The sequence below is a fragment of the Cellulosilyticum ruminicola JCM 14822 genome (assembly GCF_001311925.1).
GTDB lineage: Bacteria > Bacillota > Clostridia > Lachnospirales > Cellulosilyticaceae > Cellulosilyticum > Cellulosilyticum ruminicola.
This window is the reverse complement of the sequence record NZ_BBCG01000118.1, coordinates 1-4,421: the sequence shown is the minus strand read 5'-3', so window position 1 is coordinate 4,421 and position 4,421 is coordinate 1. Positions and strand designations below refer to the sequence as shown.

General features: G+C 33.7%; 7 protein-coding genes and 1 riboswitch. Of the genes, 5 read left to right on the top strand and 2 right to left on the bottom strand.

Translation table 11 applies throughout. From position 1 onward, the window contains the following. The 5 genes from JCM14822_RS17955 to dapB all read left to right on the top strand — a co-directional run. A partial coding sequence (locus tag JCM14822_RS17955) for an IS66 family transposase (protein ID WP_157047889.1) occupies window positions 1-212 on the top strand: 212 nt, incomplete at its 5' end. Further along, window positions 151-603 (top strand): IS66 family transposase, encoded by a 453-nt coding sequence (locus tag JCM14822_RS20775; RefSeq protein WP_172674865.1) that lies wholly within the window; start codon window positions 151-153, stop codon window positions 601-603. The genes JCM14822_RS17955 and JCM14822_RS20775, both read left to right, overlap by 62 nt. Then, window positions 549-821: an IS66 family transposase gene (locus tag JCM14822_RS24685; protein WP_157047890.1), complete on the top strand. Its 273-nt coding sequence runs from the start codon at window positions 549-551 to the stop codon at window positions 819-821. The genes JCM14822_RS20775 and JCM14822_RS24685 overlap by 55 nt, the downstream gene beginning before the upstream one ends. 121 nt (window positions 822-942) lie before the next feature. After that, window positions 943-1,128: riboswitch (Lysine riboswitch) on the top strand. A gap of 160 nt (window positions 1,129-1,288) precedes the next feature. After that, window positions 1,289-2,170 carry a 4-hydroxy-tetrahydrodipicolinate synthase gene (dapA, locus tag JCM14822_RS17945; protein WP_054743970.1) on the top strand — a complete coding sequence of 294 codons (882 nt, stop codon included), beginning with the start codon at window positions 1,289-1,291 and terminating at the stop codon, window positions 2,168-2,170. 38 nt (window positions 2,171-2,208) lie between these two features. Then, the gene (dapB, locus tag JCM14822_RS17940; protein ID WP_054743968.1) at window positions 2,209-2,964 is read left to right on the top strand and encodes a 4-hydroxy-tetrahydrodipicolinate reductase; all 756 of its coding nucleotides are present in this window, start codon (window positions 2,209-2,211) and stop codon (window positions 2,962-2,964) included. Window positions 2,965-3,075: 111 nt separating this feature from the next. Here the strand turns inward: dapB and JCM14822_RS22280 are convergent, their stop codons facing one another. Both JCM14822_RS22280 and JCM14822_RS22275 read right to left on the bottom strand, forming a co-directional pair. Beyond that, window positions 3,076-3,477, bottom strand: a complete 402-nt coding sequence (locus JCM14822_RS22280) for a transposase (RefSeq protein ID WP_330377682.1) — start codon at window positions 3,475-3,477, stop codon at window positions 3,076-3,078. Between the two features lie 150 nt (window positions 3,478-3,627). Then, window positions 3,628-4,197 (bottom strand): IS110 family transposase, encoded by a 570-nt coding sequence (locus JCM14822_RS22275; RefSeq protein WP_330377683.1) that lies wholly within the window; start codon window positions 4,195-4,197, stop codon window positions 3,628-3,630. Between the last annotated feature and the right edge of the window lie 224 nt (window positions 4,198-4,421).

Sequence of the window (4,421 nt, the reverse complement as noted above, 5' to 3'; positions counted from 1 at the left end):
TATACTTATCATTAGTATGGGATCGATTGCATCAAGAATTGTATAGGTCACCTATTATTCAAGCAGATGAAACACCAGTGCTTGTTAATAAAGATGGAGGTTCTGCAGGAGTCAAAAGCTATATGTGGGTCTATCGTACAGGAAAAATGTATGATGCAGCACCGATTGTATTTGTATGTGTACCAAAAAACACGAAATCAGAGTCACCCTAGAGAATTTTTAAAAGACTATAGTGGTGTCTGTGCAACGGATGGCTATCAAGTCTATCATGCACTTGAAAAAGAGTTAAAAGACTTAAAGATAGCTGGTTGTTGGGCTCATTGTAGGCATAAATTTGCAGATGTTGTTAAAGCGTTAGGCAAAGAAAAAGTCAAGAATACGATAGCTTATGCAGCACTTCAACAAATCAGTGCCATCTATAAGATTGAAGAAGAACTTAAAGACCTTTCTCCTGAGGAAAGAGTGAACAGGCGTCAGCTCAGTGTCAAGCCACTAGTAGATGCTTTCTTTGCATGGGTAAAAGCAAATCAGCATAAAGTACCTGAGAAATCAAAGGATTTACTTACTGTATCAATCAGGATCAATATCTCAGAGTCTTTTTAGAGAATGGAAATGTCCAAGTAGATAATAATGCTGCTGAACAATCTATACGAAGCTTCTGTATAGACAAGGCTAACTGGCATTTAATCGATACAATCAATGGTACAAAAGCTAGTGCAATCTATAGTTGCTACAGTAATTATAGTGAAGCAAATGTAGTAGGCAGTAGTGGCCTCCCTGTTACACCATTTCGATTAATTATCGAACTTTTTAAAGCTTAGTTTAGTATTTTGCTATAGCTAGGCCTTATACACTTGAAAATAACATAAAAAATTTGATTATTAGCACTTTTTGTCTTGACTTTTATAGATTTAAATGTTATATTTTACACAATTCAATAAACATTCACGTAGAGGTGCGAATACGATGAGTACACTTTTTGATTTATGCAAGTAAATATGATAAAAGTGGGAAGGCGTCTTCGCCGAAGGGTAAATATCTTGCAATGTTTACTACTGGTTGTATGGTTAATAGCCTTACAACTGTCATTCTTAATGCTACCATTAAGAATGGAGAGCTACTAATTATTTCATCCAAGTCTATTATAAGATGATTAACGTAGCCAGCCTCTATTGCTGGTTTTTTTATTGCAACCACTTCTGGAAAATACTAGAAGTGACTACTCTATCTACTCTAACATAATATGGTAATAGAGACACTAACTATATAAAGAAGGGAAGTATAAATTATGGCAATATTCGAGGGTGCAGGTGTAGCAATCGTTACACCATTTTATGAAAATGGAGATATCAACTTTGGACAATTAGAAAAACTCATTGACTTCCAAATTGAAAATTGTACAGACGCAATCATTATCTGCGGTACAACAGGTGAAGCTTCTACAATGACTGATGAAGAACATTTAGAATGTATCAAAGTTGCAGTAGACCGCGTTAAAGGACGTGTGCCTGTTATCGCAGGTACAGGTAGCAACGATACAAGACATGGTATTGAACTTACTAAAAATGCAAAAAAATTAGGTGTAGATGCTACACTTCAAGTAACACCTTATTATAATAAAGCAACACAAAAAGGACTTATTGAGCACTATACAGCTATTGGACGTGCAACAGATTTACCAATGATTCTTTATAGCGTACCTAGTCGTACAGGTGTGAATATTGCACCTCAAACAGCTTATGAACTTTCTAAATATGACTTTGTAATTGGTCTTAAAGAAGCAACAGGCAATTTCTCTCAAATTGCTAAAATTGCTAGCTTATGTGGTGATACATTACCTATTTACTCTGGTAATGATGACCAAATTCTTCCTGTTCTTTCATTAGGTGGTAAAGGTGTTATTTCTGTATTATCTAATGTGGCACCTAAACAAACTCATGATATGGTAAGACTTTATTTAGATGGCCAGCGTGAAGCTGCACTTAAACTTCAATTAGACCTTTTACCTGTTATCAATGCATTATTCTGTGAAGTTAATCCTATTCCAGTTAAAGCAGCACTTAATTTAATAGGCTGGGAAACTGGTCCTTGCAGACTTCCTCTTACTAATATTGAACCTCAAAATGAAGAAGTCTTAAAGCAAGCACTTATTAATGCAAAACTTATTTAATACAAAATAATTCATTACAATTGGAAAGGATGAATCTTATGATAAAAGCATTGATGCATGGTTGCAATGGTAAAGTAGGTCAAAAAATTGCTCATCTTATCTCAAATTATAAGGGTATTGAACTTGTAGCAGGTGTAGACCCTTACTTAGGTATTCCAAATGCCTTCCCTGTTTTTACTTCCCTTAGTGAATGCAATATTCCTGTAGATGTCATTATTGACTTCTCTACTGCTACAGCAATTCCTGCTCTTTTAGAGTATGCAGTGGGTACTCAAACATCTGTTGTCATTTGTACAACAGGTATTTCTCCAGAAAACATTCAAAAATTACATGAAGCAAGTACACAAATTCCAGTATTCTTTTCAGCAAACATGTCTTTAGGCGTTAATTTACTTATTGCACTTGCTAAAAGAGCTACTGAAGTTTTAAGTGATAGCTCTTTCGATATTGAAATTATTGAAAAACATCATAATCAAAAAATTGATGCACCAAGTGGTACAGCACTTGCTATTGCGGATGCCATTAATGATACTTTATCTGAGCCTTATGCTTATCGTTATGACCGCACAACAACACGTGAAAAACGCTCTAAAAAAGAAATTGGTATTCATGCTGTACGTGGGGGGACAATCGTTGGAGAACATGAAATTCTTTTTGCGGGAAACGATGAATTCATCACACTTAAACATCAAGCAACTTCTAAAGATGTTTTTGCTGTAGGTGCTATTAAGGCTGCAATATTCTTGGCAACTAAAAATCCTGGTCTTTATGATATGTCTCATTTATTAGGCTAAACGTAAAAAAAGGAGCTGTCCTGAAAACAGTTCTTGCGTATACTAATTTATGACACACTAAATAAGCTCACCTTTAGTGGGCTTATTATTATACTCATATTTAAATTAAAATTATTGTATAATAACCTGATAACCTAAATTTTCTAGGGACTTTATATTTTTGTTTTTTATTTTTTCATAATCTATTGAAATAAAATAATTACTTCCTAAATCTTTAAATGTCTCAAGCTTTTTTAACATATGATATATAGCTAGAAGCATACTATGAGCTACAGCTATTAATGCTCTTTTTCCACCACGTCTTGCAGCTATTTTTTGATATCTTGCATAAAAATAGGAGTCCTTTTTTCTAATAGCTGCTCTAGCACATTCAACAATTGTAGCCTTTAAAAATTTATTACCTTTCCGTATTTTCGTAGACATTTTCTTTCCTGCACTTTCTTTACATTCAGGTACAATTCCAGCCCATGAACAAAAATGATCTGCATTTTTTAAACTGCTCCATATTGACACCTGTTTCAGCTAAAATACGCTCAGCACTACGTACTCCAATACCAGGCATATCATCTAGTAGTTGTATCTGCTGATGATACGTACTAGTTTTTTTTTAATATCTTCATCTAATTCACTAATTATGTGTGAAAGCATTTCTATATGTTCTAACTAATGATTTAACATAACTCTTTGATGTTCTTGAATGCTTCCTTTTAAAGCACGTTGTAATTCATCAATCTTATTACGTGCAATACCACAGGCTAATTTACTTAAACTAACTGGATCTGTATTTCCTGAAACAATAGATTTTAAAATAGTAATACCTGTTTTCCCACTAATATCAGTTATAACACTACTAATCTTAATATTAGCACCTTCTAATACAGATTGAATTCTATTAATTTCTCTAACACGTTCTTCGATTAACTCTTGACGATAACGTGTTATTTCTCGTAATTCACGCTGTTCTCTACTTGGAATATAACTAGACTTCACTAATCCATGACGAACTAAATCGGCAATCCATTCAGCATCCTTAATATCAGTCTTTCGTCCTGGCACACCTTTAATATGTTGAGCATTTACAATGATAGTAGGAATTTTATTATCTTCTAATAGATTATATATGGACTTCCAATAACTTCCTGTACTTTCCATAGCTACTATTTCACAATTAGTTTCATTAATCCAATTAATTAATTGTAAAATATCATCTCTCATTGTTCCGAACTTACGTATTTCTTTTTTTCTGACGTTTGAAAATACAAGCCACTAAAATATTTTTATGAACGTCAATACCACAACACTGCTTATAAATAACTTCCATGATATACAACTCCTTAGTAATTATATAAGCTAGTGCGACTCCTTCCTTAAATGTTGGCTGTCCTACGTGCTCATTATAAGTAAAAAATGGCAACAAAAAGTGGTACACCAAAGGAGTCGATCATTAGTCTGTCGCA

Excerpts from the sequence above, each read along its gene's own strand:
- dapB (WP_054743968.1), top strand. The coding sequence starts at position 2,209 with ATGATAAAAGCATTGATGCATGGTTGCAATGGTAAAGTAGGTCAAAAA.
- dapA (WP_054743970.1), top strand. The coding sequence starts at position 1,289 with ATGGCAATATTCGAGGGTGCAGGTGTAGCAATCGTTACACCATTTTAT.
- JCM14822_RS20775 (WP_172674865.1), top strand. The coding sequence starts at position 151 with ATGATGCAGCACCGATTGTATTTGTATGTGTACCAAAAAACACGAAAT.